Genomic DNA, 26,244 nt, shown 5'->3' on the forward strand with positions numbered 1-26,244 from the left:
GAAGCGACGGAAAACGGCGGGGCCACTCGGCCACGCTCAAACTCGCGCGTGACCGTGTGGTTGTAGGGTGTGCTTAGTGGCTTGCCTCGGCCCATGCCGGCAGCGTAGCACCGTGGTAAACGCTGAGAATTTCAGCGGCCACGTTCGGCTGCTGATAACTCTGGACGAGCGCGTGGACCCACGGCGCGTTCGCGTCCTTCGCATTGACGGCGAGGAAGTTGCGATACGGATTGCCGGTCACCTGTTCCTGGGCGATCCGTTCCTGCGGAATCTTGATGCCCGCCTTGACGGCCCAGTCCGTGTTGATCACGGCGGCGTCGAGATCGCCGATGGCGCGCCCCACGATACCTGCATCGAGTTCCTTGATGTGGATGTGCTTCGGATTGTCCGCGATATCGCGGGCGGTCGGCAGCAGGCCGACATCGGCACGCAGGGTGATCAGATGCTGGGCCTGCAGCAACAGCAGCGAGCGTCCTTCGTTACTCGGATCGTTCGGCACGCCGATGGTCGCGCCATCCGGAAGATCGGCAACCGATTTGACCTTGCGCGAATACAGACCAATAGGCTGCACATAGGTGAATCCCACCGGCACGATCTGATAGCCGCGCGCCTTGATCTGCGCGTCGAGATAAGGCTTGTGCTGGAACGAGTTGGCGTCAAGGTCGTGCTCCGAGAGCGCCTCATTGGGTTGCGTGTAATCGGAGAACGTCGTGACCTTGATCACCAGCCCCTGCCTGGCAGCGTTTGCGGCAACGACGCGCCACACGTCCTCGTCTTCGCCGGACATGATGCCCACGCGCAGCGTTTGCGGCGCTGCGAATAAAAGTTGCGAAGTGGCGACGCCCAGGCCGAACACGACAGTGGCCAGCGCGGTTTTAAGCAGGTTTCTTTTATTCATGAGACGTGATGGTGATGGAGTTGATGATGGCCGAATCCTATGCAAGAGGTCAGCTTGCTGGCAAATACTTTTCCGTTCGTTGCTAACTCCGCTGAGGCATATATAAAAAGCGTGAAGCGGTTCTATCCACGATTGGATATTTGCTTAACGCGAAAGATCGTTTCGGCGCATTGCCGTTGACGCGTAAGATTCCGTGCTCCATTGGAAACGGGGCGCTCCGTCCGGTGTACCCCAACACGCTACTCACGACGTTGGCTACAAGTGAAGCCGACGCGATCCGTCAATCATGGACGCACGACAATGAACCATTCGACACTCCGGGGTCGCCGGACCTTCCTTGCCGCACTCGGCGCAACGTTCGCGGGCACGGCACTGCCTGCGTGGGCCACGTTCAAAGCCGATCAGTTCCGCATCGGCTACCAGAAGGCCGCGAGCACGCTGGTGCTGTTAAAAGCGCACGGCGCGCTTGAAAAGCGGCTGACGCCGCTCGGCATCAAGGTCACGTGGAATGAATTTACTGCCGGGCCGCAGTTGCTGGAGGGTCTGAATGTCGGGGCGATCGATTTCGGTTATGTCGGCGAGGCGCCGCCGGTCTTTGCGCAGGCTGCCGGCGCGGACTTCGTCTACACGGCGTACGAGGTCGCGACACCTCATGCTGAAGGCGTCGTCGTTGCGAAGAACTCTCCCATCAAGACCGTTGCCAATCTGAAGGGCAAGAAGGTGGCGTTCAACCGGGGTTCGGACGTTCACTGGTTTATCGTCGCGCTGCTGCGCAAGAACGGTCTCGACTTCGGCGACATCCAGCCGATCTATCTGGCGCCTGCCGATGCGCGCGCCGCTCTCGAGCAGGGCTCGGTAGACGCCTGGGCGGTCTGGGATCCGTTTCTCGCCGCTGCCGAAGCGCAGAGCAACGCACGCCTGCTTGCCGATGCACAGGGCGTGGCGAGCCATCATCAGTTCTTTCTGAGCCAGCGTGAATTTGCGCAGAAGCGTCAGAACGTGATCGCGATCGTCATGGAAGAACTCGGCAAGGAAGGGCAGTGGGTGAGGCAGAACACCGCTGCGGCGGCTGCCGAGCTTGCTCCCATTCAGGGGCTCGACGCGTCGATCATCCAGACCGGCCTGCAGCACTACGCTCACGTCTACAAACCGGTCGATGCCGAAGTGCTCGCGGAACAGCAGCGCATCGCCGATACGTTCTATGAACTGAAGCTGATTCCCAAGAAGATTGTGACGAAGGACGCCACGCTTGCGTGAGCGCGTGAGCCTCGGCTGGCGTCGGGGCTCGCCTGGAAAATCGGAAATCGTCATAAGCAAGTTCCAATTCGATAGTAGGCGCGGCGCGTCCCCGCTGGTCCAATAGACGATTCGACCTGTCCGCCACAAGCGTCACGCAGGCGGTGCGCTTCGCCGTGGAAAGGGTTGAAGCGCGAAGGGCGGACGGGTGTCAACCTGTCGGTACGAAACATCATGTCCACTCTCGAAGCTTCTTCTGCCGCGGCACCGTTGCCGCGGCGTCCCGACCCGGCCCGCGTGCAGCGCATCGCCGACGATGCAGGCGCACTTGCCGCCGCGCACGTGCTCGCAGCGCAGTTCGCCACAGGCGCTGCCGAGCGCGACCGCAAACGTCTGCTGCCATGGGCCGAACTCGATCTATGGTCGGAAAGCGGTCTCGGCGGCATCACCGTGCCGCGCGAATACGGCGGCGCCGACGTCTCGTACGCAACGCTCGCCGAGGTCTTTGTGATCCTGTGCGCGGCCGACCCGGCCCTGGGGCAGATTCCGCAAAATCATTTCGGTGTGCTCGGCGTGTTGCGCGAGATCGGCACACCGGATCAGAAAGCGCGCCTTTACGGCGAGGTCCTCGCGGGTCAGCGCCTGGGCAACGCTGGCCCTGAACGGCGCTCGGCTAGCGTTAAAACCATTCTGCAAGGTACGACGCGGCTTACCCGCACGCCCGGCGGCCTGCGCCTCGACGGCCAGCGCTTCTATTCGACGGGTGCGCTATTCGCACACCGAGTTCCCGCACGCGCAACGGACGATGATGGTCGCGCCGTGCAGGTCTGGGTACCGCGCGATGCGCCAGGTCTTACTGTCGTCGACGACTGGCGTTCGTTCGGTCAACGCACGACGGCAAGCGGCACGGTGACATTCGAGCAGGTACCGGTCGATCCACAGGACGTGTTGCCGATCTGGCAGCTTGCCGAACGTCCCGGCCTGTTCGGACCGACGTCGCAGCTGATTCAGGCAGCGATCGATCAGGGCATCGCACAGGCCGCAGTCGAAGATACGCTGAGCTTCGTGCGCGAACGCGCACGTCCGTGGGTCGACTCCGGCCTCGAGCACGCAACCGATGACCCCTACATCATCGCGGATGTCGGCCGTCTGCAGATCGACCTGCACGCGGCCCATGAGGTACTGCAGGAGGCGGGGCGCACGCTCGATGCGATTGCCGCGGCTCATACGATCGATGCCGAAGCTAGCGCACGTGCATCGGTGGCAGTGGCCGAAGCCAAGATACTGACCACCCGCATTGCGCTCGAAGCGAGCGAGAAGCTTTTCGAACTGGCCGGTTCCGCTTCCACGCGTGCCGCGCACAACCTCGACCGCCATTGGCGCAACGCCCGCACGCATACGCTGCACGATCCAGTGCGCTGGAAGCTGCATCTGCTTGGCAACTATCACCTGAATGACGCGCTGCCTGCGCGTCATTCGTGGAACTGAACATGAGCATCGACCTTTCCGTAGAACCGCGCGACGGTGTTGCGCCAGACCCATTGCCTCGTGAGTTGCATGCGCATGCGCCGGGCACACCTGATCTGATCGCTAGCGATGACGAGGCGCTAAAGGCCGCGCATCGCCTTGCGGCACAGTTCGCACCGGAGGCCGCACTGCGCGACCGTGAGCGACGGCTGCCGTGGGCCGAGCTCGACGCCTTCGTCGCGAGCGGCCTGTGGGGTATCACGGTGCCGCGCGAATACGGCGGTGCTGGCGTGCGCAACGGTACGCTTGCCGAAGTCACGGCGATCATCGCCGCGGCGGATGGCTCGCTCGGCCAGATTCCGCAAAACCATTTCTACGCGCTGGAAGTGCTGCGCGTGGGCGGCAGTGTCGAGCAGCAGCGCTTTTTTTATGAGCGCGTGCTGGCCGGCGAGCGTTTCGGTAATGCGCTCGCCGAGATCGGCCATAAGGACTTCAAGCGACGCACCCGGCTGACGCGCGCAGCCGGAGGCTGGCACGTCGATGGCCGCAAGTTCTATTGCACTGGCGCCCTTTACGCACACTGGATCCCCACACTGGTCGTGGCAGACGACGAGGGCCGCGACGTCACCTACCTGGCGTTTGTGCCGCGCGACACGCCTGGCGTCACCGTGACCGACGACTGGGACGGTTTCGGTCAACGCGTCACCGGTAGCGGCTCGGTGCAGTTCGAACATGTGCGAGTCGAGCCCGAATGGGTCGTGCCGTTTCAGGTTTCGTTCGAACGCGCTACGACGATCGGCCCCGTCGCGCAGATCATGCATGCCGCGATCGATCTGGGCCAGGCACGCGGCGCTTTCGAGGCTGCCTTGCAGTTCGTGCGCGAACGTTCGCGACCATGGATCGACGCGAAGGTCGAGCGCGCGGCCGACGATCCGCTGACCATCGCGCAGTTCGGCGATCTCGCGGCGCGTTTGCGTGCAGCCGAAGCGTTGCTGCGGCGCGCGGGCCGTTTCGTCGACACGGCCCAGGCCAAAGCGACGGATCGCTCGGTGGCTGAAGCGTCGGTCGCGGTAGCGGAAGCGCGGGCGCTGACCACCACGGTGTCGCTCGATGCCGGCTCGCGCCTGTTCGAACTGGCCGGCACCGCTGCGACGCTCGATGGGCTGGGCCTCGACCGCTTCTGGCGCAATGCGCGCACTCATACGCTGCATGATCCGGTGCGCTGGAAGTATCATGCGGTGGGTAACTTCTATCTCAACGACAAGCTGCCGCCGCGGCACGGAGCCTTGTGATGGCGAAGAAACAGATTCTGCTCAACGCGTTCAACATGAACTGCGTCGGCCATATCAATCATGGTTTGTGGACGCATCCACGAGACCGCTCCACGGATTACCGGCTGCTGCCTTACTGGACCGATCTCGCTCGCACGCTAGAACGCGGCCTGTTCGACGGCCTGTTTCTCGCCGACATCGTGGGCGTCTACGACGTCTATCAGCACAACGTGGATGTGACGTTGCGCGAGTCGATCCAGTTGCCGGTCAACGATCCCACGCTGCTGGTTTCGGCGATGGCCGCCGTGACCGAGCACCTCGGCTTCGGCGTGACGGTCAATCTCACCTATGAGCAGCCGTACCTGCTCGCACGGCGCTTCTCGACGCTCGATCATCTCACGCAAGGCCGTATTGGCTGGAACATCGTGACCGGTTACCTCGACAGCGCGGCGCGTGCAATGGGCCTCACCGAACAACTGCCGCACGACGAACGTTACGAGCGCGCGGACGAGTACCTCGAGATTCTCTATAAGCTATGGGAAGGCAGCTGGGAACAAGGGGCCGTGTTGCGCGACAAGGGCGGCCGCGTCTATGCGGATCCGGCCAAGGTGCATCAGGTGAAGCACGCTGGGCGTTATTACAACGTCGAGGGTTATCACCTCGCCGAGCCGTCGCCGCAGCGCACGCCGGTGCTGTTCCAGGCGGGCAGCTCCGGGCGCGGCCAGCGCTTTGCGGCGCGGCACGCCGAGTGCGTGTTCATCTCGCCGCCAAACCGGACGGTGGGACGTGAGACGGTACGAACGTTGCGCGAGCAACTGGTTGAGGCCGGGCGGAAACCGGACGACGTCAAGGTATTCGTCGGCGCGGCGGTCGTGACGGGCGCCACCGAAAGCGAAGCGCGCGAAAAACACGCGGACTATCTACGGTATGCGAGCCGTGAAGCAGGCCTCGCGCATTTCGCAGCCAGCACGGGCATCGACTACGCGCAATACGATCTCGACGAGCCGGTGGATTATGCCCCGACCAACGCCATCGAATCGGCGACACGCACGGCCAAACAGCACGGCTGGACGCGCCGCAAACTGCTGGACATGTTCGAGATGGGCGGCCGCTATCCGGCCATCGTCGGCACCGCCTCGCAGGTTGCGGATGAATTGCAGGCGTGGGTCGAAGAGACTGGCGTGGACGGTTTCAATCTGAGCCGCACGGTCGTGCCGGAGAGTTACGAGGACTTCATCGATCTGGTGGTGCCGGAACTGCAAAACCGAGGGCTGTACAAGACCTCGTATGAGGACGGTGCGCTACGGCACAAGCTGTTCGGTGAGGGCGACCAGTTGCCGGAGCGGCACGCCGCAGCCAGTTTCCGGCGTCGGGCAACCGAGGCCGTTTAATACCGTTGCCGCTTGAGCGACAGCGGCAGGAAGCAGGAGCCGGCACGAACCTTCCGCGCCGGCCTCATTGAAGAAGAACCGCTTCTTAAACCTTTCCAGCAACCTCAGGGAACAAAACGTCCCTCGCCGGCGAATTCGGCCACAGGTTTACGCGGGCTCGGTACTTCGCGCGCCTGAAGCTGCTCCGGCAAAAGACTTTTATCGCCCAGCCGTCCTACTGCAACCGCGGCTTCAATCGAATATCCGTCCGGAACTGCCAGTCCCTGACGGATCTTGTCACGCTCGATACCCGCCATGCCGTGGGTATGCCACCCGGCAAGACTCGCCTGCAGCGCGAAATAGGCCCATGCCGAGCCTGTATCGAACGAGTGGGTGACGGCGGGTACTTCGGCGGTCGCGCCGGGCGGCGTGAAGTTATCCTTCGACAGAACGATCACGATGGCCGCCGCACGTTGGGCCCAGCTCCGGTTGAAGTCGTTCAGGTACTCGAGAAAGCGCGTCCAATGCTCGGTGCCACGCCGTGCATACGCAAATCGCCAAGGTTGCGAGTTATAGGAGGAGGGTGCCCAGCGCGCTGCTTCGAAGAAGGTCAGCAGGGTGGACTCGGGAATGGTTTCCTCCGTGAAGGCGCGAGGCGACCAGCGGTCGAGGAACTGAATGTCGATCGGATGTTCGGCCGAACGGGCCGCGTTCGATGTGCTCATGTCTTGATCCAGAAAGAAACGAGGGCTGGCCGGTGACGGCGCGCGCTGCTGCTGCGCGGACGATTCCAGCCAGAGCTGGGGGCTGCAAACTCCACGCCTTGAAGGCTCGACGAGGCGCATAGAGCATTTATACCCGATTCTGCGCGAGACGATGCAAACCAGAGTGGCGCAGATTTGCTTATGTAAATTCGTCGTTTTGCCGATGCAGGCCGCATGGCTACCATGGGGCGCTTAGCTACTCGTGCGAAATCCGATCTCATGTCCACCGTTGCCGTTCCTTCGACACCTGTCGACACCTCCGTGCAGGCGGGAAGCGTTTCCCGCACCGCCGTCATCCGTTCCGCGCAAGACGTCTCGCGCATCGTCAACGCGGGCGCTGCGAAAGGCAGCAACGCGCGCATCGTGATTGCGATCGCACTCGGCGGGGTCTTTCTGGATGCCTACGATCTGACCTCGCTCGCTTACGGCATCAAGGACATCGCGCGGCAGTTTTCACTTTCGCCGGTACAGGTAGGCTTCGTTTCATCGGCGATCACGTTTGGCGCCATTCTCGGCGCGCTGTTCGGCGGGTATCTGACCGACCGTATTGGACGTTACCGCGTCTTCATGGCCGACATGCTGTTCTTCGTGGTCGCGGCGATTGCCGCCGGTCTTGCGCCGAATGCGTGGGTGCTCGGCGGAGCGCGCTTTCTGATGGGCTTCGGTGTCGGCCTCGATCTGCCGGTGGCGATGGCGTTTCTCGCGGAGTTTTCGCGTGTGGCGGGCAAAGGCAACAAGGCCGCCAGCGTGGCCGCGTGGTGCCCTGCGTGGTATGCGGCCACCAGTACCTGCTATCTGCTGATTCTCGGCCTGTATGCGATTCTCCCCGAGCATCAGTTGGGCTGGCTGTGGCGCCTGACGCTCGCCTTCGGCGCAGTGCCCGCCATCGTCATCATTCTGGTGCGCAGCCGCTACATCAGCGAGTCGCCCGTGTGGGCGGCGAACCAGGGTGATCTCGAGGAGGCCGCGCGCATTCTCAAGCGCTCGTATGGCGTCGACGCCGTCGTGGAACGCAGCCAGGTACCGGTCAAGGCGCCGCGCGCGGCGTCGTGGCGCAACTACGGTGTGCTGTTCAATTCGACCTACCGTAGCCGCACGATTCTCGCCGCGACGATCGGCGCCGCTTCTTCGTTCGGCTATAACGCGATCATCTTCGGCTTGCCGGTGATCATCGCCAGCTTCTTTCATCAAGGCCCGCTGACGACGATCGTCGCCGCGTTGACGCTGAATCTGGCGTTTGCATTTGTCGGCGGATTGATTGGGGTGCGTACCGCGCCGACCGTGGGCGCATGGAAGATGACGGTGCTAGGGCATTCGCTGCAGTTCGCGTCGTTGATCGGCCTTGCGCTGATCGGCAAGCCCAGCAGCGGTGCGCTCGTCGTGCTGGCAATCCTGTTGCTCGGCGGATATCTGTTTGGGCAAGGCTTCGGCCCGGGTTCGCATTCGATGACGTATGCGTCGCTGAGCTATCCGACTTCGTTACGCGGCATCGGGGTGGGCTTCAATCAGACGCTGGTGCGCTCCGCATCGACGATTTCGCTGTTTCTGTTCCCGGTTCTCGCTGCAGCGCTCGGCACGAAGGTGTTCTGGGTGATTGCAGTCGCGCCGCTTACTTCGTTGCTCGTGCTGCTGGCGATCCGCTGGGAGCCGTCGGGCTATGACGTCGACGCTGAGGATTATGTGGAGGCACGGACCGTGGAGCGCGAGGCGGCCGTCGCGGCTTGACCGATGCGTCGACTTGAGAACCGGCCGGCGTATAGCACGCTGGCCGTGCGTCGTCACAGAGCAAGACTGGGTATCTTGCCGGCGAACTCTGCGCCAAGCGTGCGGCCTTGCCTGAAGGCCGCATCGAACTGTCCTTGCTCGAGATGCTCGGCAATCGTGAGCAGCGTGCCCAGCACACCCGCATGCTCGACGATGGCTTCCTCGATGACGATGTCGATGGAGATATCGGTAAAAAACCGTTCTGGCGTGACCTCGCACGATATGTAGGCGAGCGAAAGAAGTCCGCAAAGCCAGGCGGCCTCATGGAAGTCGCCGTCTTCAGGAGTCAGTTCGCCTGCTGCGCGCTCCATGAAATTAGCCCGATGCTGTACAAGCTGGGCAAGCGGGCTATGGCCGAAGCGCAAGTCCGCCGGATTTCCGTACAGCAGCAGGCAGCACCACAACATCAGCTGCTTACTGCCGACAACGGCAACGGCCTGTCCGATGGACGTGATGGGAGCGTGGCTCCAGCGGCGTCTGGCCGCATTGTTGGCAAGGCGCAGCAACTGGATGACCAGAGCAGGGGCATGCTTGAGTGCGTCCTCGAGATGCGCGCCGTCCGCTTCTTCTCTCAGCAACTGCAGCACCCGGAATACGGCGGCGAATCTCGAGGGCGTTCTGCTGGCCGTCAACAGTTGCGGCCTGGCAAAGTAATAACCCTGAAACAGATCACAGCCGGCCTGCAAGGCCGCTGCGTGGTCGCTTCGCTCTTCGACCTTTTCGGCCAGCACCCGCTTTCCGGCGCGCTTGCATCGCTCGATGGCGTAGGCGGCTTCCTCCGGCGCGAGGTACGGCCACTCGAGCTTGACGATATCGACGTGCGGCAGGAATCGTTCGATGTCAGGCGTGAGCGAGCGGACATCGTCGAGTGCGATACGAAACCCGGCGAGGCGCAACTCGTCGCATCTAGCGGCCAGTTCGTCGGTCAGTCCCGTACCTTCAAGGATTTCGAGCACGAAGCGTGACGGCGGCAATACATCGACCGCGCCAAAAAACAGGAAGTCGCCGGTACAGTTCAGGAAACCGTCGTCATGGCCGAGTACATACTCGATACCCAACACGCCCAGCGTACGCTCGACCACGGCAGCGGTCGCCGAGTATCCGTCCTGAATCCGCGCGATATCGTCTCCCGCTTCCCGGAACAACAATTCCTGCGCGACGACAAGGCCCTGCCGGTCGAGGATCGGCTGACGAGCGACAACTACTTCAGCTTTCATTGGGCTACCTTGGTCATATTCTTCGCCGACTGGGAACGCCATTTGATGCTCCCGGTGTTCACGTGCTTGACCCTTTGGCCTGGATGTTGCGTTTTGGGTTTCCGCGTCTTTTCGCATTCGACAAAATGGACCCGCAGGCAGTCTTCCGCGAGGAGACCGCCTGTTCAGGCTATGGACAGGATGGACGAATGAACCCCGTTGTCATGCTGGCGACACACACCAACGCCGCATTTGACCCGCCAAATGCTACCGCTTTATGGCCGATGAATGCCAGCAATTCTCATATTAGTGCGCCACAAGTCTGATTTTCGTTGGCGGTTGTGATGCGGTTCTGAAAGTTTCCGGTAATTTTATTTATGCGGAACCCGATCAGTAACTGTCTCCCCACTTCTCGGACAATGAAGCGCGTAGCGCATCTTCCACCGTGCCGATCATGGTGCCGAGCTGCAATTCGTGATTTGCGCTGGGGCGATAGTGGGCGAAGAAAACCCGTTGGCCAATGACGCCGCCGAGCCATTCCAGCGCGGCCATGTCCTGCGAGCACAGCAACAGCCTGCTGTCGCGTGGGAGAGGATCGAGGGCCCGTTCAATTCCGTTTGCGGATCCGGGTCTTTGCGGCTTGATCGCGCCATGCTCGCGTGACACGAGCCATTCGCCACGGGCGGCCGCAGGGTCGAGGAGGCGCAGTAAAGCCACTTGTGGCGAACTTTCCAGACGCGCGGCCAAGGCCTGTTCGAAGGTCTCGGCGACGGTGTTATCGGTGACGATGCAGACTTGCGTGAGCCGGGATGGTGCGCGACGCCAACGCGCAGCGCGTGATTCACCACTGGATTGCATAACGGTCCCCGTTGAGGCATGTCACGACGAGAGCACGAGAATCTGCACAACCACAGCGGTCACCCGAACACGCTTGCCGTGCCGGGTGACCGCTCGTTACCGCGGCGCGGCCTTTAACCGTTGCGGAACAGGAAGCTATAACCGTTCAGCGCCGGCACGCCGCCCAGGTGTGCGTAGAGCACCTTCGATCCAGCCGGGAATTCGCCACGCCGAACCTTGTCGATCATGCCTTGCATCGATTTGCCTTCGTAGACCGGATCGGTCAACATGCCTTCGAGCCTGGCGCACAGGCGAATTGCCTCCATCGTTCCTTCGTTCGGCAGTCCGTATTCGGGGCCGCCGTAGCGTTCATCGAGAACGATATCCCGGGCGACGATGTCGCGGCCCAGTTCGACCTTCTCGGCAGTTTGCTTCGCAATCCGGAAGATCTGGTCGCGCGTTTGCGCGGGCTTCGCTGATGCATCGATGCCGATCACGCGATCGGCGCGGCCGTCGGCGGCAAAACCGACCACCATGCCCGCCTGTGTGCTGCCCGTCACCGAGCACACGACGATGTAGTCGAACCTGAAGCCCAGTTCGGCTTCCTGCTGCCGGACTTCTTCGGCAAAGCCCACGAATCCCAGACCGCCCAGCGGATGGTCCGAACAGCCGGCCGGAATCGCGTAGGGCTTGCCGCCTGCCTCGCGTACGCTTTCCAGCGCGTCTTCCCAGCTCTTGCGAAAGCCGATATCGAAACCGTCGGCGACGAGACGCACGTCCGCGCCCATGATGCGCGACATCTGGATGTTGCCGACGCGGTCATACACCGCGTCCGAGTAGTTGACCCAGTTCTCCTGCACGAGCACGCATTTCAGACCCAGATGGGCTGCGACCGCGGCTACCTGGCGAGTCTGATTGGACTGGATGCCGCCGATCGAAACGAGCGTGTCGCAGCCTTGCGCCAGCGCTTCGGGAATCAGGTACTCGAGCTTGCGGGTCTTGTTGCCGCCAAACGCCAGGCCGCTGTTGCAGTCTTCACGCTTCGCGTAAAGCTCGACTTTGCCCCCCAGGTGCTGGCTCAGACGCGGCAGTGCCTGGATCGGCGTAGGGCCGAAGGTGAGGGAATGGCGGGGGAATTTCTTCAGATTCATGCAAGTCTCCGGTGATAAAGAGGGGCGCGGCAGCCGATGCTGCAATGAGGTCTATAGTAGAAAAGTTCGCAAGAAACAGGGTTGCGAATAAATTGATGATTTGTGGGTTTAAATAGGTTGATGGTATTTTTGACCTACATTTACTTCTCGTGAACAGCTATGCCCGCAAGAAAATTTCGTGACCCTGCGCCGCCGGGCCGCCCGTCAAGCCCGGAGATCGATCGCGTCGACCGGGCCATCCTGCGTCAGTTGCAGCGCGACGCGTCGGTCTCGAACGTGGCGCTGGCGGCCAAAGTGAATCTAAGTGCACCGGCTTGCCTGCGACGGGTCGAGCGGCTCAAAGAGATGGGGCTGATCCGCGGGGTGGTGGCATTGCTCGACGCGAAGGCGCTCGATGCCGGCATGCTCGTGATGATCGGCGTGGTGCTGGACCGCTCGACACCGGAGTCGTTTTCCGACTTCGAGAAAGCGGCGCAGAAAGTGTCGGGCTGTATGGAGTGCCACGTCGTGACCGGCGAATTCGATTACTTCATGCTGGTGCGCACGAAAGACAGCGACAGTTTCAACCGGCTGCATGCCGAGCAGTTGCTCTATCTTCCGGGCGTGCGGCAGATCCGGTCGTTCGTTGTACTCAAGGAGATCCTTTCGACGACGAGCGTGCCTGTGTAACGCTGAGTGGCGGGAGTTTGAATTACAGTGAGGTTTTGCATTTCATCCATCGCGCAGATACGGAACGCTCTCATGAATGCACCTGCTGAATCCATGCAACGACGCTTGACCCAGGCTCGCCGCTTATTGGCAATCGCCCAGACCGGCCTGCATTACACGGATGGCGCCTTCGACAGGGAGCGTTATCAGGAATTGCTGGGCATTGCGCAGGCGCAGCTTGCAGAGGTGGCCAACATCAGCACGGAAGAGGTCGCGCAGCTTTTCAGCCGGGAAGAAGGCTATGCCAATCCGAAGCTCGACGTTCGCTGTGCGGTGTTCGACGACGCCGGTCGCGTGCTGCTGGTGCGTGAAGCTTCAGATGGCCTCTGGTCGCTGCCTGGCGGCTGGGCCGACATCGGCGCCTCGCCGGCCGAGAACGCCATGCGCGAAGTCTGGGAGGAGAGCGGCTATACGGTCACCATCGAGCGATTGCTGGCAGTGTGGGATATCTTGAAGCATAAGCATCCGCCATCGGTCTTTCACATCTGGAAGCTCGTGTTTCTCGGGAAGATTGTCTCTTCGGGTGACATCTCCGGAGTGGAAACCGATGCCGTCGAGTTCTTTCCGGTCGACGCACTGCCGCCGTTGTCGGAGGGACGCGTCTTGCCGGAACAGATCAGAAGACTCGCCGAGCTTCGAGCTAACGGCGGTATGGAGTTCGACTGAACTCTCCGGCTGGGCGTCTGGGTGTGGTGTATACACTTAATTGATATTTCCTGATAGGCGCCGCTAGAATCTGGTTCGAAACGGCTGATTTGTCGACACTGAGACAAATCGCCGCTTGAAAAGACCACAAACCAGGAGACAGCCGCGCGATGGAAACAGGCAGCCATGACCGCCAAGAACCGGCATCTGTCGACCCGGCCGAAGCGCCGGGCAGTCCCGATCGGCGCACTATCCTGAAGGGTCTCGCGCTGGCGGCGGGCGGCAGTGTCGCGCCTGCGCTGTTCATGTCCGCGGCGCGGGCAGCGACAGCCTCGGCGCCGCTTGTCGAAACGGCGGCGGGACGTCTGCGTGGCCTGCACGTCGATGGCGTCGACGTATTCAAACAGGTTCACTACGCAGCGAGCACTGGCGGCGCCAACCGGTTTTTGCCACCGCAGCCGCTGCAGCCGTGGAGCGGTGTGCGCGACGCGACCACATTCGGCCCATCCGCGCCGCAGCACGTGGACAAGCTCGATGCCCTCAGTGCGTGGTACGCAACGATCGAGCCGGTCAGCGAAGACTGCCTGCACCTGAACGTGTTTGCTCCGTCTGCCGGACGCGCGCAGGCCAAACGGCCGGTGATGGTCTGGCTGCACGGCGGCGGCTGGTGGGGTTGCGCCGGCACCGCACCGGGCTTCGACGGCACGCGTCTAGCGCAGCGCGGCGACGTGGTGGTCGTCACCGTCAATCATCGTCTGAACCTGTTCGGCTACCTCTATCTCGGCGATGCGGACGAGCGCTTTGCCGATGCAGGCAATGCCGGCATCCTGGATCTCGTCGCGGCATTGCGCTGGGTGCGCGAGAACATTGCTGCATTCGGCGGCGATCCTGACAACGTGACGATTTTCGGACAATCCGGCGGCGCGTCTAAGGTCGGTACATTGATGGATCTACCGGCCGCGCACGGGCTGTTTCACAAGGCGGTTATTGAAAGCTGCTCCGGCGGCTTGCACCTCGACACGCAGGAGGAGGCGGCGCGGCAGACGCAGGCACTGTGCGCGCATCTCGGTCTCGCGAGCCCCGACCCTGCCGCGTTGCAGGCGCTGCCGGTGGATACGCTGCTCGCCGCGATGCGCGCGGTTAGCGATCCATTCCGGCCGGTGCTCGATACCCGCACCTTTACGCGCCATCCATTCGATCCCGATGCGCCGCCGCAGTCCGCGTCGGTGCCGCTGCTGATCGGCAACGCAGCGACTGAAATGACGTTGTATATGGCCGCTGATCCTCACAACTTCGCCATCGACTGGCCGACTGTCGAGCGGCGGCTTGGACTGCTGCTGCGCATCGACGCTGCGGGCGTCACGCGCGTCATCGACGCGTATCGTGGCGCGAATGGATCAGCGTCAGCGACAGACGTGCTGGCAGCAGTCAGCACGGACTACGTGTTTCGCCGCAATACCACGCGAATCGCCGAGCTGCAGTCGGCGCAGGCGCCCGTCTTCGATTATGTGTTCGACTGGAAGACGCCGGTGATGGGCGGTGTGCTGCATTCGCCGCACACCATTGAGGTGCCGTTCGTGTTCGGCACGATCAAGGCCGCAAAGGGCCTCGTGGGTAGCGGTCCTCAGCTGGAACGGCTGTCACACGACGTGATGGGTGCGTGGACCGCGTTTGCGCACACGGGCGATCCGAACACGCCTGCGTTGCCGAACTGGCCGAGGTACGATGCGACCGGCCGGGCGACGATGATGCTCGACCTGCAGAGCCACGTCGAACGTAATCCGGGCGGTACGGCGCGAAGCGCGTTGGACGGCTTGCCGCCCTACGAGTACAACATCGACCGCAATTGTGTCGTGCGTGGGTGAGGGCGGTGCTGCATGGGTGACACGATGAAAGAACGAGCTCGCCTGAGGAGCGCCCGGTCATGCCGGCCGCTCCTCAGGCTAAACAAGCAACACACTACGTGATTGCTCAGGTTGCGCTGATCCAACGCGTGCCCAGCTCGTCGATGATTGCAGCTGCATCGAACCGGTAGGCCATCAGCGCCGCCAGTCCGCGTCGGCCGTCGATCGACGCCGGCGCGGAGGTAAAGCCGTGCTTCGCCAACAGAGCCGCCTCGATCGCATCGGCAGCGGCCTTGCCCGTTTCGAGCGCTTCCATGGCCCCGTTCGCATTGCGGGCTAGCCCGGCCGCCTGGGTTGCGGCAACGCCAAGCGCGTTGCGTGTGCAAACGGCATCGAGTGCCAGCAGACGCGTTATCGCGAGCGTGGCGCCGAGCACACCAATCGACGAAGCCACGTTCCAGCGCGCGCGATACGCGTCGTCATCGAGCGCGGTCAGCACGCGCTGCGCCGCTTCGATGCCAATGGCAGCAGCCGTGGCGAGCACATCGTCTGACGCGCCACCGCGTTCGCCGAACGCGAGCACCGCGGCCAGTACTGGCGTCGCGACGCTCGGCGCCGAAACACGCGCGAGCGCGGCGCCATAGGCCCAGGCCCGCGTGCGTGCGTCCTGAGGCGACGGTTGCGCCCCTTGTAGCGCGGCAATCTGCGCTTCGCTGGCGAGCGCGCCACGGGTGGCGGCGCGGGCTTGTTCGAGCGCGCGCTGTGCAGCGGCTAGCGCAGGCGCTGCCGCGTTCGTCAGTGGCGCCGTCGCGAAACCGACGAGTGCGTCGGAAACAGGAGAGTGTGTAGCGGTTTCATGCATGATTTCAATCCTTGTTCGGGACGCACAGCGTGAACAGCGCGTCGAGATTGGCAGCGGCCTCGAGATCCTGAACCGCGGCGGCGATGCGCCCGGTCACGCCAGCGCCCAGCACCGGCTCGATGAGCAGCCGCACCTTGTCCATCAGTTCGTCCTGCGTCAGCGGTCTCGCGAGACTGCCGCGCGCATGTTCGACGTGATGAGCGGCCACACGGCCGCCCGTCAGACGCGCTTCGATGAACACCTCGTCGCGATTGACCTTTGTATCCGGCATGAGCCTGGTCTTCGCGCGCAGGGCGACCACATCGGGCTGCACAACGCGCGCATCCTCATACTGTGCGAGACCGACACGCCGGTCGCACAGTGCCGCGGCCACGCCGTGAATCGCGCTAAAGCGCGCCTGCAGGCCATCCTTCGGCTGCGGATTGCCCATCAGTTCCGGTACCAGCGGATGGCAGCGCACCTCGATCGTCTCGATTGCGGTGGCGTCTTCGATCTGCTTGCTGAGTTCGAGCCCCGCGTCGATCGCCGGATGCGCCACGATCCCGCACGGATACGGCTTGTAGGTGTTGAACAGTAGTTCCCAGCGCTCGCCCAGCTGGCCGTTCATCTGCTCGAAGTCGACGCGTGTCGACATCGAGTGCGAGTAACCGCCTTCTGCTTCGAACACGTCGTCGGCAGCCTGCTGGCCATAGAGCGCGAGCCGCGCCGCTGCGATCCCGTTCGCTGCTGCCTTGCCCGGGTGATACGGCTTGGTCATCGTGCCGAACGCTTCGCGTTGGCCGACGAACATCGACGCGGCAATCGATACCGCACGCGCCAGGGCGTCCGCGTCGAGCCCGAGCAGCAGGCCGGCCGTCAAGGCGCAACCGATCACACCGCAGGTACCGGTGATATGCCAGCCGCGATCATAGTGCTCCGGCGAGATCGATACGCCGACGCGCAACTGCGCCTCGCAGCCGAGTGCGAACGCGGTGAGGGCCTGTGCGCCGCTTGGGCGCGTCGACGGCGCCAGCGCGGTCAGCACCGCTAGCACTGAAGCGGCCGGGTGAATCACGGTCGCGAGGTGCGTATCGTCGAAGTCGTCGAGGTGGCCCGCAAAACCCGTTGCCAGCGCACTGAAGTGGAGGTCGACGCGCTCGCTGCGGCCCGGCACCGGCGCTTCGGGCGCGGCGCCGAGTTCCTGCGCGGCCGCGAGAATCGCTTCGACGCCGGGATGCATCGAAGCGCCGATCGATGTACCGATCACGTTGACAAGAGAGCGCTTCGCTTCCTCCGCAACCGCGGGCGGCAGGGGTCGCTGCGCAAGCGCGTGCAGGCCGTGCGCAAAGGCGGCGGCAATATGCTTCATTGGGACAACTCCTCAAGACGAATGCCGTTGGTACGCGGCCCGAAGGCCCCGACCATAACGACGATGACAAACATGGCCGAAGAAATCAATGCGAATACAGCCGGCACGCCGAAGTGCTTCAGCAGTGCGGCTACCCAGAAGCCGACGAAGATCGAACTGAAGCGGCTCCAGCTGAACACGAAACCGACGGCGCGGGCACGTATACGTGTGGGATAAAGCTCTGCCTGATAGGTGTGGAAAATGCCGATCAGCCAGTTGTTCGCGATGGTGACGGCGCTGCCGCACACGAGGATCAGCGCGGGCTCGCGCACAAACCCGAACAGCACGCCGAAGACGGCCACCACCAGCGCGCAGCCGACCAGCTGCCACTTGCGCTGGAAGCGCTCCGCGCACGCAATTGCGCCGACGGCGCCGAGCGGCGTCGCGCATGCGATGACCATCGTGTACAGCAGCGAATGCGTGAGCGTGATGCCCTTCGAATAGAGCAGGACCGGCACCCACGAGCCGAAGCCGTAGACGCCGAAGGTCTGGCAGAAATTGAAAACCGACAGCATCACTGTGCGCGACAGGTATGGGCGCTTCCACATTTCGCCGAACGACCCGCGGCCTTCCTGCTGCGCTTCCGGATCCGCCGCGTGCAATGCGGGTGCCGGCAGCGGCCGGCGCGTCTGGGCGACCACGTTGCGCTCCATCTCCGTGACGATTGCGTCCGCCTCGGCGGTGCGTCCCTTGCTCTCCAGCCAGCGCGGCGACTCCGGCAGCCCGCGCCGCACGAACCAGATCAGCACGCCACCCGCGGAGCCGACGATCATTACCCAGCGCCAACCATCGAGGCCCCACACGTGATGCGGTACCAGCAGCCACGACAGCACGGCGACGGTCGGCACGGACGTCAGGATTATGAGGATGCTGAACGCCATGTACTTGCCGCGGGTTCGATACGGCGTCAGCTCCGAGATATAAGTGTCGACAGTAATCAGTTGCACGCCAATTCCTACTCCGGCCCAGAAGCGCCAGAAATCCATCGCGAGCGGATCGTTCTGGAACGCCGCCACGAGGGTCGCGATCGAGTACGCGAACATCGCAAACGTGAACACCGAGCGGCGCCCAAAGCGGTCGCTGAAACCGCCGAGCGCGACCGTGCCGATGAACATCCCGCCGAAGAACGAGCCGAGAAAACTCGCGAAGCCGTTCACGTCGAAGAGGCTCTCGGTGGTCGCCCGATACATGCCGCTATGGATGAGGCCCAACGCCAGATAAGCGGCCATAAACAATTCGTAGAACTCGAACCAGCCTCCCATCGCGATACGTGCGACGAGGCCGAGGAAATATCGCGTGGGCGGCAAGCGGTCCAGCCGCGCCGATACGCCAGCTTGCGTGTGCACGGGGTCTGCGACCCCTTTCTCCATATACATCACGTCTCCTTCGTCTCTGAACTTGGCCGGCTTAGTGTCGACACTTTGCTCAGTGTATTCGTTCTTGTTTGTTGAAATCAACAGTTTTATGATCTAGTGTCGACACTTTGATGGAGTCCACTTGGATGTTTCCGGGCCCGCCAGGGGGGCCTGCTAAAATGCGCGACCGGATCGGAGCAGTCACGCTGCCTCGCTCCCAGCCAACGACAGCAACGGAATGGCAATGGACGAGTTTCTCGACAAGAACGTAGAAGAACCGAACGATACGAACGACAGCTCGCCGGTTGCCGGCATCGTGGACTGGGTGGCGCGCGGCATCATCGAAGGGCGGCTGCAGCCCGGCGACGACCTGAACTCGGTCGACCTCGCGAAGCGTTTCAAGGTGAGCCGCACGCCCGTGCGCGAGGCGCTGTTCGTGCTGAGCCGCGAAGGCCTCGTCGACTGGTCGCCGCGGCGCCGGCCGCGGGTGTCGGCGGTCAGTCTGAAGGACGTGCGCGAGCTATATCAGTTGCGCGCCGTGCTGTATGCGCAGGTGTCGTTTGCGATCGTCGAACATGCGAGCGACGCGGATATCGAGGCGCTGTGGGCCGCGCATCGACGCCTCGCCGACGCAGCGGCGCGGCATGACGTGGACGGCTATTTCTGGGGCAACGTGGCGTTTCGCGATGAGGAACTGCGGGTGTGCGGCAACGCGATCTTCAAGGAAGTTCTGGATTCGCTGCGCATGCGCACCAACCGGCTGCGGCATCTGAGTACCTCGCTGCCGGGCCGGCTGCAACGCTCCTGCGAGGATCACCAGCGACTTTGCGAGGCCTATGCGGAGCGCGACGGCACGCTTGCCGCGGCGTTGAACCGGTCTATCGTGCTGGGTGCGTTGCGTGCGATCGAAGCCGCATGGCAGGACGGCGCTTCGCCTGCTCGCGACGATAACGACAGCGCGTCGTTACGTTAGTCAGCGGATTAACATTGGGGCGAGGAAAGAGGAGGGGGCTCGCAACGAGGGAACGGCGATGACTGCTCGGCCAGCCGGAAGGATTCGTCGCGCCTTCCCTGCCGCTTGCCGTCGCTGCGAGTGCTCGAAGGATGCGGTGTCTGGCTCGCCTCATCAATTACAGGTGATAACAGGTACCTCCGCCTGGTCTCACTCTTCCCTTTAATTTTCCTTTCAATTCGTGTGTTTCTAACGGCCTCGCATACGCTCGATACATTGAAAGCCTATTGGTTGTTTTTCGTGCAGTCGATTTTCGATTGCTTGCGTGACGCATCAAACTCGGGCAACATCGCTTCCGGGATTGCGAAGCGGCAGAGGCTTGGCTGGAGCCTTTGCCGGACGAGCGGCACAAAAAGTCTCTAGAATGACAAACTCGCGATTTTCACCAGAAAATTACGGGGAAACGCGGCCGTAAGATTAAGTTGTCTACGGCACTACGCATTATTAAAATGCATTTCCAGTCATTGTTCAGGGCAAGTGATCAATCGCCGGTTTGATCACTGCTTCGCGCAATCAGGCGAAAACCACGGTTCGATGTGATGGCGACGCTAAAGAACAACGTGTCCGGGGAATCATGTCTGTTGAAGGTTAATCACGTGTTCGGCCGAGATGCCGAGCGTTGCGACACCGTCATTCAAGACGCCTACGTTTCCCGCGTGCATGCGATGGTCCACTTCAACGGCGGGCAATGGAACCTGCTTGATCAAAGCAGCAACGGCACGTTGCTGTCGGGTACATTGCTGCGTCATGGCGAGCATGCGCCTCTGCGCGAAGGCGATCTGATTCGCTTCGGTAAAGCGGTTGACGGCACCTGGGAGGTCGCGGATCTCGCGGACCCAGTCGATACGCTGTGGCCCGTTCGTCCGCCCGCCCGTCCCATTCTGCTCGAATTCGCCCAGGTGCTGCCAGGCGACAACACGCCCGCCATCAGTGTGATGCGCTCCACGACCGGCGAATGGCTATGCGACGACGCTGGCTCGCTGCGTGTGCTTCATCACGGCGACATCATTACGGCGGGCAAGCTGAGCTGGCGCCTGGAAATGGCACGCAATGACCAGACGCTCACGCTGGCCGCGCCGCCCGCGCTCGCGGCACCGCCGGCACGGATCGAGTTTGCGGTCAGCCTGAACGAGGAACACGTGCGCGCTGTATTGCACACACGCGGCGGGGCGGTCGACCTCGGCGAGCGCGCCCATCATTACTGTCTCACGACCCTCGCACGGATCCGTTTTGCCGACGCGCAGGCGGGCTACGACAGTGGCTCGCAAGGCTGGGTTGAAATGCCCGAACTGTCGCGCATGCTTGGGCTCGACGTAGCCCACGTCAACGTGCAGATCCATCGTGCCCGTGCCCAGTTTGCGGCACTTCCAGGTGAGGGGAAGGTCGAGCTCATCGAGCGTCGGCGCGGTAGTGTGCGTTTTGGCAACATTGCATTCCGGGTCATGCGAGGAGAGCAGCCGGAATGTCTGTGGGTGCCGGGCGATCCCGTCAATGGCGACGCCACGCGCACCATGACTGCGGACCTTACCCGGCACGCCCTGTCGAACTGATTGCGCGATGCCCTCCAGATCTGTGACGTCATCTACCGATTCGCGCGCGCCCGCTGAGGCTGCGCATTTACCTCAGACATCATCTGCACGGGCGGTCGAACTGCATGGCGCGCATAGCTACCGGCTCGGCGCGCGGCTTGGCGAAGGCGGTAGCGGCGCAGTCTATCGGGCAACTCGGGTCGATACCGGGCAAACGGTTGCGATCAAGCTGATGCACGAAGACGTCGCGCGCACGGCCGTGCAACGCGAACGTTCACGCGCCCGCTTCGGGCAGGAAACGCGGCTGTGCGAGACGCTTGAACATCCGCACGTGGTGGCGTTGCTCGACAAGGGCGAGACACCTGACGGCCAGTTGTTCGCCGTGTTCGAATTCGTGCCGGGCAAAACGCTGCGCGAGATGATCGAGGATGAAGGCGCGCTTTCTGCGGTCACGACAGGACTCCTGATGACGCAGGTGCTCGAAGGCCTGGCGGCCGCCCACAAGCAGGGTATCGTGCATCGCGACCTGAAGCCGCAGAACGTCATGGTGAGGGCGACCGGTGACGTACTGCATGCGAAGATCCTCGACTTCGGCATCGGCGCGCTCATTTCCGACGCTACGTTGCCTGATGCGTATACGCTGACGCAGGCGACCGAGGTCCTCGGTTCGCCGCAGTATTGCGCGCCCGAGCAACTGCGCAAGGAAGCGCCGACACTCAAGACCGATCTGTACGCGTGGGGCCTCGTCGTCATCGAATGTTTGACGGGGCAGCCTGTCATGCAGGGCGCGAGCATTGCCGAGATCCTCTACCAGCAGCTCAGTCCCGTCGATGTAGCGTTGCCGCCGGCGATTGCCTCGCACCCGCTCGGCACGGTATTGCGGCTGGCGTTGAACAAGAATCCGCAGTTGCGTGCCGGCTCCGCGGATGAGCTCGCGGAACAGTTCCGCGCACTGCATTTCCAGGCGCTCGTCGGCGAATTCAATTACCCGCGCGGATCACGCAAGTCCCGAACTGCCGAGGCGAAAGTTGCCACTCTTTCGACGAAGGCGCCGGATGGCGCAAGCGCATCCCGGCAGGTGACGGCCCTGTGCTGCAGTGTGGGCATCGTTGAAGACAGCGCGCCGCTGACGGCCGATCCCGCCTCGCTGGAAGCGCTCGAGGCGAGCCAGCAACAATGGCTGACACGCTGTACGGACATCGCAGTCGGGTACGGCGGCGAAGCATGCGGCAAGCTCGGCGATACGTTGCTGTTTTACTTCGGCGCTCAGATCGGGATCGATCGACCGGCACGGCGCGCCGCACGTGCTGCGCTCGAAATGGCGCGGCAGTCGGGCCGCGCGAACCCCGACGACACGCAAACGCCGAACGGCTGGCGTGTGGAGATAGCGGCGGCGTTGCATGTCGGCCCTATTGCCATCCGTGTGCCGCTCATGGGCGAGGGCGCTACGGCGGCTACAGCTGCGAAGCTGCTGCGGCTTGCCACGCCGGGCCAGATTCTGCTTAGCGAAGAAGCACGCGAGTCGCTCGACCGGTATGCCGACTACGCGCCCACCGGCTTGCATTTTGCGCGTGCTGGTCATCCGTCGCGCAACGTCTATGCGTTGCTTGGCGAACGCCACGAGCATGCGCCGTTCGATTCGCTCGACCGCAACGCGGCGACGCCGCTGATTGGCCGCGAGCGCGAGCGCGAAGCGTTGCTGCAAGCCTGGCGCGGCGTGGTAGCCTCCGCTGCATCCGGGGCACAAGCCGGCGAGGGCGCACCGCGTCTTGCGAGACTGGTCGTTGGAGATCCGGGCATCGGCAAATCGCGACTCGTCTATGAGCTGTGCGAAACGGTACGCAACTCAGGCGAGACGGTTGCCTACGGCGCATGCCTGCCGGAGCGCATGAATCACGCACTGTTTCCGATCCTGCGCTTCGTGGCGGCGCATTGGCAGCTCGATCTCGAAGGCGACCCGGCTAGCGCGCTCGCCGTACTCGACCGCCTGATCGCCCCGCTTGCCTGCGATCATGCCGCAGCGCGCGCCACGCTCTCTGCGTGGCTTGGGATTGCAGCGGGGCCAGCCAACCTGCGCTGGTCGACTGCGCGGCAGCAGCAAGCGCTTTTCGATGTCCTGCGCCAACTGATCGCCTCGTCAGGACAGGGTGGACCCGTGCTGTTCGTCATCGAAGACGTGCAGTGGCTCGATCGCATGAGCTTCGACTTCCTTGAGTCACTGCGTCTCTCGCCGGTATGCCGCTCGGTTCTTGTCGTGATGACGTCGCGTCCCGAAGTGCTCGACCGGTGGCGTACCAGCACCGAGCGTCTGATGCTGCGACGCCTGTCGCGCAACGACACACGTGAGTTGATCGCGACGCTGCTGGGCAAGGCCGATTTCGATGCTGCCACGCTCGACTCGATCACGCAGCGCACGGCCGGCATTCCGCTGTTCGTCGAGGAAATTGCGCGCGAATTCGTGATCAGCGGTGCGATGCCGGATGCTGGCGTGGCGCAGGCCGATATCGGCGCACCGGATCATCAGCCGTTGCCGGCCAGTTTGCGCGACATGCTCGAGCTCGCGTTCGATCGTATCGACGGCGCGCGCGACACCGCGCAATTGGCGGCCACGATCGGCCTCGAAGTCGATGCGCAATTGCTCGCCGACGTTTCGCCGCACGCGGCCGACGTCCTCAACGACGACCTGAAACGCCTGCTCGAGGCGCGCATCATCTATGCGCAGCACCGGCTCGGCGGCATCTCGTATGCGTTCCGGCATGCGCTGATTCGCGATGCAGCCTACGAATCGATGCCGGCGGCGCTGCGGCGCGACAATCATGCTCTCGTGGCACGGGCGCTTGGCAAGCGGCCAGAACGCGGCAATGGCATGCAGGACGTCAACATAGCGCAGCATTTCGTGCATGCACGGGCCTTCGAAGAGGCCGTGCCGCACGGCATTCGCGCCGCACAGCGTGCGCTCGAACGCGCCTTGCACGACGATGCGATCCGGTATGCACAAACGGTGCGCGAATGGCTGAGCCAATGCGATTACGCCGGGCGTGCACACGACGCGGCACGTGCCGATCTCTCGCTCGTGCACGCGATGATGGCGCGCTTTGGCTGGGCCGATCCGCAAGTGAAGGGGCATACCGAGCGTCTGCTGGATGAGGTCGGAGGCCTCGAGGATCCACAGCTTGCCGCGAGTGCATTGTGGACGCTTGCGACTTACTACCATGTTGCCAGCGACCGCGCCGCCGTGCAGCGCATCGCCGCGCAGCTGATCGAACTGTCTGTGAGCGAAAACGATCCGTCGATCCGTGTGGCCGCCGATGCGATGCACGGCATGAGTCTATGGATCGATGGTCACTATGCCGAGGCGCGCTCGGCGTTCGATGCGGCACTGTCGGGCCACATCGTGGCTCGCGACGCAGGACACCGGCGCCTGTTCGGTCTCGATACGCGGGCATGGACAATGGCTTCGCTGGCGAGCCTCATGTGGCACATGGACGAGGGTCCAGATGCAGCGCTGGAGATGGGACGCACCGCCGTACATTCCGCGACCTGTGCGGACCATCTGCCGACGATCGGCGTCACGCTGATGTATTGCGCGCGGATGCAGCAATGCAGCGGCGATCGCGAAGGTGCGCGTGACACGTCGGCGCTCATCCTGAGCCTGTCGCGCACTTACGGACTGAACGCGGTCGAGCGCTATGCCGCCGCCATCCACGCGTGGTCCGAAGGCGACCGCGACGCCGTTGTGGGGCACATCGAGGCATTGCGCCGCTCGGGATGCCTGCTCGGCCTGACCTACTACGCCTCATTGATCCCGGAGATGGATGCGGCCTGCGGCGACTGGCAATCGGCGCTGCGTGAAATCGATGCATGCCTCGCACTGTGCGAAACGATGAACGAACGCTACTACGAGGCCGAACTGCTGCTTAAGAAGGCGACTTATCTGTTCAACGCGGGCTCGCGTGAACCGGGTGAGGCCGCGGGAGAAACGTGTCGCCAGGCGCTTGCGATCGCACGCAAGGCCGGCATGACGCGCACCGCTGCGAGAGCGCAAGACATGCTGGAGCGCCTGCAGTCGAAAACGTTCCCAGAACAGTTACCGATCAGGCCACACCCACCCATGGAGAGCGTCAGTGAGTAACCTCGAAAGCAGTTTTCCAACCTACCAGCAGTTTCTCGAATATCGCGCCGTCATCGTTCAGGCGATTGCCGTCGCATGGCACGACGACGCCTTTCGGGTCAAGCTGGTAGACGACCCGCAAAAGGCACTGGCCGACCGCTTCGGCTACCGCTATCCGTTCAGCCTCGCGCTGAAGGCGCAGCTCGACACCTCGGAGTGGACGCCGGCGACCAACGGCGGCTGGACCACGCTCGAGAACAATGTGCTGGAACTCGTGCTGCCGCCGGCGCCGGCCGACCCGGAGCAACACGCCATCGCGCTTGCCGCTTATAACGCAAAACATATCAGCGTCATTGAAGACGCTAAACAATAAACCGGGGAAGACCGATCATGGGAATGAATAACGCGGTTCCTACTCAGGAATCGATGCTGGAGTTCCAGGACGTGTATCTGCGCGCAATCGCACTTTCATGGAAGGACGCAGCTTTTAAAGACGCCTTGTTGAAGAATCCTAACGATGCGCTGGCTCGTTACTTCGACTATCTGTGCCCGTGGATCATCAACCTGAAGATCAGCGAAGCCCCAGCCGGTTCGGGATGGGACGCGGCGAAGCAGAGCTGGTCTTTGCCAGCTAACGCGATGACGTTCGGTGTGCCGGTGCGTCCGAAGCTGTCGGACGAGGAATCGATTGCGCTGGCAGCCTACAACGATGCAGGGCCGTGCTACCTCTTCACTTGTTGCTGAGATTGGACTGACGTGCTGCGTGCGAATGCGGCGCGTCGATATTCCACCGCATGCCGGCGGTGATATACCTGCCGCCCTCGTTCGCCCTGTGTC

General features: G+C 62.9%; 22 protein-coding genes. 14 read left to right on the forward strand and 8 right to left on the reverse strand.

Annotated features, from left to right (window positions below):
• Nucleotides 1-73: 73 nt before the first annotated feature.
• Nucleotides 74-898 (reverse strand): MetQ/NlpA family lipoprotein, encoded by an 825-nt coding sequence (locus P3T24_RS04960; protein WP_429432864.1) that lies wholly within the window; start codon nt 896-898, stop codon nt 74-76.
• Nucleotides 899-1,198: 300 nt separating this feature from the next.
• Here P3T24_RS04960 and P3T24_RS04965 point away from each other — a divergent pair, with 300 nt between their 5' ends.
• The 4 genes from P3T24_RS04965 to P3T24_RS04980 all read left to right on the forward strand — a co-directional run bounded on the left by P3T24_RS04965 (nt 1,199) and on the right by P3T24_RS04980 (nt 6,263).
• Nucleotides 1,199-2,155 (forward strand): sulfonate ABC transporter substrate-binding protein, encoded by a 957-nt coding sequence (locus P3T24_RS04965; RefSeq protein WP_429432866.1) that lies wholly within the window; start codon nt 1,199-1,201, stop codon nt 2,153-2,155.
• Nucleotides 2,156-2,368: 213 nt separating this feature from the next.
• Nucleotides 2,369-3,622 (forward strand): SfnB family sulfur acquisition oxidoreductase, encoded by a 1,254-nt coding sequence (locus P3T24_RS04970; RefSeq protein WP_429432868.1) that lies wholly within the window; start codon nt 2,369-2,371, stop codon nt 3,620-3,622.
• Nucleotides 3,623-3,624: 2 nt separating this feature from the next.
• Nucleotides 3,625-4,893, forward strand: coding sequence for an SfnB family sulfur acquisition oxidoreductase (locus tag P3T24_RS04975; RefSeq protein WP_429432870.1), 1,269 nt, complete (start codon nt 3,625-3,627; stop codon nt 4,891-4,893).
• Nucleotides 4,893-6,263, forward strand: a complete 1,371-nt coding sequence (locus P3T24_RS04980) for an LLM class flavin-dependent oxidoreductase (RefSeq protein WP_429432872.1) — start codon at nt 4,893-4,895, stop codon at nt 6,261-6,263. Before P3T24_RS04975 ends, P3T24_RS04980 begins: the two co-directional genes overlap by 1 nt.
• Nucleotides 6,264-6,367: 104 nt before the next feature.
• Here P3T24_RS04980 and P3T24_RS04985 read toward each other — a convergent pair whose 3' ends face one another.
• On the reverse strand, nt 6,368-6,967 hold the full coding sequence (locus tag P3T24_RS04985) for a nitroreductase family protein (RefSeq protein ID WP_074268448.1): 600 nt from the start codon (nt 6,965-6,967) through the stop codon (nt 6,368-6,370).
• Between the two features lie 258 nt (nt 6,968-7,225).
• Here P3T24_RS04985 and P3T24_RS04990 point away from each other — a divergent pair, with 258 nt between their 5' ends.
• Nucleotides 7,226-8,731 (forward strand): MFS transporter, encoded by a 1,506-nt coding sequence (locus P3T24_RS04990; RefSeq protein WP_429432874.1) that lies wholly within the window; start codon nt 7,226-7,228, stop codon nt 8,729-8,731.
• A gap of 53 nt (nt 8,732-8,784) precedes the next feature.
• Here P3T24_RS04990 and P3T24_RS04995 read toward each other — a convergent pair whose 3' ends face one another.
• Nucleotides 8,785-9,987: an EAL and HDOD domain-containing protein gene (locus tag P3T24_RS04995; protein WP_074269443.1), complete on the reverse strand. Its 1,203-nt coding sequence runs from the start codon at nt 9,985-9,987 to the stop codon at nt 8,785-8,787.
• Nucleotides 9,988-10,049: 62 nt separating this feature from the next.
• Here P3T24_RS04995 and P3T24_RS05000 point away from each other — a divergent pair, with 62 nt between their 5' ends.
• Nucleotides 10,050-10,292 carry a hypothetical protein gene (locus P3T24_RS05000; RefSeq protein WP_429432876.1) on the forward strand — a complete coding sequence of 81 codons (243 nt, stop codon included), beginning with the start codon at nt 10,050-10,052 and terminating at the stop codon, nt 10,290-10,292.
• 64 nt (nt 10,293-10,356) lie between these two features.
• Here the strand turns inward: P3T24_RS05000 and P3T24_RS05005 are convergent, their stop codons facing one another.
• Complete coding sequence (locus P3T24_RS05005) at nt 10,357-10,824, reverse strand: 1-aminocyclopropane-1-carboxylate deaminase (protein ID WP_429432878.1); 468 nt, start codon at nt 10,822-10,824, stop codon at nt 10,357-10,359.
• A gap of 113 nt (nt 10,825-10,937) precedes the next feature.
• The gene (locus tag P3T24_RS05010; RefSeq protein WP_429432880.1) at nt 10,938-11,954 is read right to left on the reverse strand and encodes a 1-aminocyclopropane-1-carboxylate deaminase; all 1,017 of its coding nucleotides are present in this window, start codon (nt 11,952-11,954) and stop codon (nt 10,938-10,940) included.
• A gap of 159 nt (nt 11,955-12,113) precedes the next feature.
• Between P3T24_RS05010 and P3T24_RS05015 the strand changes: the two genes are divergently transcribed.
• The 3 genes from P3T24_RS05015 to P3T24_RS05025 all read left to right on the forward strand — a co-directional run bounded on the left by P3T24_RS05015 (nt 12,114) and on the right by P3T24_RS05025 (nt 15,172).
• Entirely contained in the window at nt 12,114-12,623 is a 510-nt protein-coding gene (locus P3T24_RS05015) for an Lrp/AsnC family transcriptional regulator (protein WP_429432882.1), read from the forward strand.
• A gap of 72 nt (nt 12,624-12,695) precedes the next feature.
• Nucleotides 12,696-13,328, forward strand: a complete 633-nt coding sequence (locus tag P3T24_RS05020; protein ID WP_429432884.1) for an NUDIX hydrolase — start codon at nt 12,696-12,698, stop codon at nt 13,326-13,328.
• A 149-nt stretch (nt 13,329-13,477) separates the two neighbouring features.
• Nucleotides 13,478-15,172: a carboxylesterase/lipase family protein gene (locus P3T24_RS05025; RefSeq protein ID WP_429432886.1), complete on the forward strand. Its 1,695-nt coding sequence runs from the start codon at nt 13,478-13,480 to the stop codon at nt 15,170-15,172.
• 106 nt (nt 15,173-15,278) lie between these two features.
• On the opposite strand, the gene P3T24_RS05030 is transcribed toward P3T24_RS05025, so the two are convergent.
• The 3 genes from P3T24_RS05030 to P3T24_RS05040 are packed head-to-tail and all read right to left on the reverse strand — an operon-like array spanning nt 15,279 to nt 18,776.
• Nucleotides 15,279-16,013, reverse strand: a complete 735-nt coding sequence (locus tag P3T24_RS05030; protein WP_429432888.1) for an MmgE/PrpD family protein — start codon at nt 16,011-16,013, stop codon at nt 15,279-15,281.
• 4 nt (nt 16,014-16,017) lie between these two features.
• A complete protein-coding gene (locus P3T24_RS05035; RefSeq protein ID WP_429432890.1) occupies nt 16,018-17,361 on the reverse strand; it encodes an MmgE/PrpD family protein in 1,344 nt (447 codons plus the stop codon).
• Nucleotides 17,358-18,776, reverse strand: coding sequence for an MFS transporter (locus P3T24_RS05040; protein WP_429432892.1), 1,419 nt, complete (start codon nt 18,774-18,776; stop codon nt 17,358-17,360). Before P3T24_RS05040 ends, P3T24_RS05035 begins: the two co-directional genes overlap by 4 nt.
• 223 nt (nt 18,777-18,999) lie before the next feature.
• On the opposite strand from P3T24_RS05040, the gene P3T24_RS05045 reads away from it, so the two are divergent.
• The 5 genes from P3T24_RS05045 to P3T24_RS05065 all read left to right on the forward strand — a co-directional run bounded on the left by P3T24_RS05045 (nt 19,000) and on the right by P3T24_RS05065 (nt 26,151).
• A complete protein-coding gene (locus tag P3T24_RS05045) occupies nt 19,000-19,728 on the forward strand; it encodes a GntR family transcriptional regulator (protein WP_429432894.1) in 729 nt (242 codons plus the stop codon).
• A 578-nt stretch (nt 19,729-20,306) separates the two neighbouring features.
• Nucleotides 20,307-21,317: an FHA domain-containing protein gene (locus P3T24_RS05050; RefSeq protein WP_074268439.1), complete on the forward strand. Its 1,011-nt coding sequence runs from the start codon at nt 20,307-20,309 to the stop codon at nt 21,315-21,317.
• Between the two features lie 7 nt (nt 21,318-21,324).
• Nucleotides 21,325-25,428 (forward strand): TOMM system kinase/cyclase fusion protein, encoded by a 4,104-nt coding sequence (locus P3T24_RS05055; protein WP_429432896.1) that lies wholly within the window; start codon nt 21,325-21,327, stop codon nt 25,426-25,428.
• The gene (locus P3T24_RS05060) at nt 25,421-25,780 is read left to right on the forward strand and encodes a BMA_0021/BMA_0022 family TOMM bacteriocin (protein ID WP_074268437.1); all 360 of its coding nucleotides are present in this window, start codon (nt 25,421-25,423) and stop codon (nt 25,778-25,780) included. Before P3T24_RS05055 ends, P3T24_RS05060 begins: the two co-directional genes overlap by 8 nt.
• 17 nt (nt 25,781-25,797) lie before the next feature.
• Nucleotides 25,798-26,151: a BMA_0021/BMA_0022 family TOMM bacteriocin gene (locus P3T24_RS05065; protein WP_074268436.1), complete on the forward strand. Its 354-nt coding sequence runs from the start codon at nt 25,798-25,800 to the stop codon at nt 26,149-26,151.
• Nucleotides 26,152-26,244: the final 93 nt, after the last annotated feature.

Source organism: Paraburkholderia sp. GAS33, assembly GCF_050436645.1.
GTDB lineage: Bacteria > Pseudomonadota > Gammaproteobacteria > Burkholderiales > Burkholderiaceae > Paraburkholderia > Paraburkholderia phenazinium_B.